The organism is Arthrobacter sp. 2YAF22_2 (assembly GCF_052114645.1).
Taxonomy (GTDB): domain Bacteria; phylum Actinomycetota; class Actinomycetes; order Actinomycetales; family Micrococcaceae; genus Arthrobacter.
Genome location: NZ_JBFRFD010000674.1, coordinates 1 through 1,606, shown reverse-complemented (window position 1 = coordinate 1,606; position 1,606 = coordinate 1). Strand labels below are relative to the sequence as shown.

Sequence of the window (1,606 nt, the reverse complement as noted above, 5' to 3'; positions counted from 1 at the left end):
GCGGCCTGGCAGCGAGATCTGGCTGGTCAGGCGGGCGCCCTTGTGGCCGACCGGGTCCTTGGTGACCTGGACCAGCACGGAGTCGCCGGACTTAAGCGCGTTCTCGATCCGGCGCTGCTTGCCCTCGAGGTTGACGGCGTCCCAGTTGACTTCGCCGGCGTACAGCACGGCGTTGCGGCCGCGTCCGATATCGACGAAGGCGGCTTCCATGGATGGCAGCACGTTCTGGACCTTGCCCAGGTAGACATTGCCGATCAGCGAGTCCTGCTGGGTTTTGGAGACGAAGTGCTCGGCCAGCACGCCGTCTTCGAGGACGCCGATCTGGATTCTGTCGTCGCGCTGGCGGACGATCATCTGGCGGTCCACGGATTCGCGGCGGGCCAGGAACTCGGCCTCGGTGATGACGGTGCGGCGGCGGCCGGTGTCGCGGGATTCGCGGCGGCGCTGCTTCTTGGCCTCCAGGCGGGTGGAGCCCTTGAGCGAGGTGACGCGGTTGTTGACCGGGGCTTCGGCGGCCGCACGCGGTGCCCGGACGCGGGTCACCGTGTTGGGCGGGTCGTCGTCCCCGCCGCCGGTCAGTTCAAGGTCCTGTTCGCCGCGACGACGACGGCGGCGCCGACGCGAGGTGACGCCGTCTTCGAGGGTTCCCTCGGAGTCCTCTTCTGCTTCTTCCGAGGTGCCCTCGTCATCAGTCTCGGGCTCGCCGCCGGTGCGGCTGTTGCGGCCACGGCGGCCACGGCTGCGACGGCGACGGCGGCTGCCGGCGTCGTCGCCCTCTTCGTCGTCTTCCTCGTCAGCGTCCGCAACTGCGGCCGGGGCGGCCACCGGGGCCGGGCGGACGACAGTGCTCAGGTCCGGGGCCTGGAAGATCACCGAAGTGGCGGCGCCGGGCGCTAGGAACAAGGAGGGGACTTCGGATGATTCAGGTGTTTCGGCGGCGGCCGCCGGACTCTCCGCCGGAGCTGTCCCGACGGGGGCGGTCTCGGCGGGGGCCGACTCGGCGGGCGGGGTCTCGGCCGGTGTGATCGCGTCCTCGGCTTCGACGGCGGCCGGTACGGCCTTGGCGCGGGAAGCGCGGCGGCGGACCGGCTTCTCCGGAGCTGCGGGCGCCTCTGCGGCTGCCTCAATGGTGACCCCGGCCGGTGCGTCGCCGGCGGGGTTCGTGGTTTCCGCCGGGCCCTGGTCCGGGGTCACGGCGGGCAGTGCGTCGGGCTCGACCGTCTTCCGCGACCGGCTCCGGCGGGCCGGGGCTTTGACCGCCACGGCGGCGGTGGTTGCGGCGTCGGCTGCTACAGCCTCGGCGGCTGCGGTATCGCTGGTTGCGGCGTCGGCGGCGGCCTCAGGTTTGGGCGCGGCCTTGCGGCGGGTCCGGGTGGCCTTCTTCGGCGTCTCGGCGGCGGTTTCCGGTGCTTCCCCGGTGACGAGGGCTTCGTTGTTTCCGGCTACAAGCTGGTCATTATCCATATGTGGCGACACTCCTGCCCCTGATGCGCCGCCACATCCGGCGCCCTAGGGGGCAAATATTTGTCAACACCCGCGGGCATTGACAGAAGTCAATTGAATACCTCCAGGTTCGCACCGGCAGTGGGGTGCGGCAGCCCTGAGA

The 1,606-nt window shown here is 70.7% G+C and carries 1 pseudogene; it reads right to left on the bottom strand.

The annotated features are described in order from the left end of the window. A pseudogene (locus AB4Y86_RS18580) lies at positions 1–1,464 on the bottom strand (ribonuclease E/G); the annotation flags it as partial. Positions 1,465–1,606 lie beyond the last annotated feature (142 nt).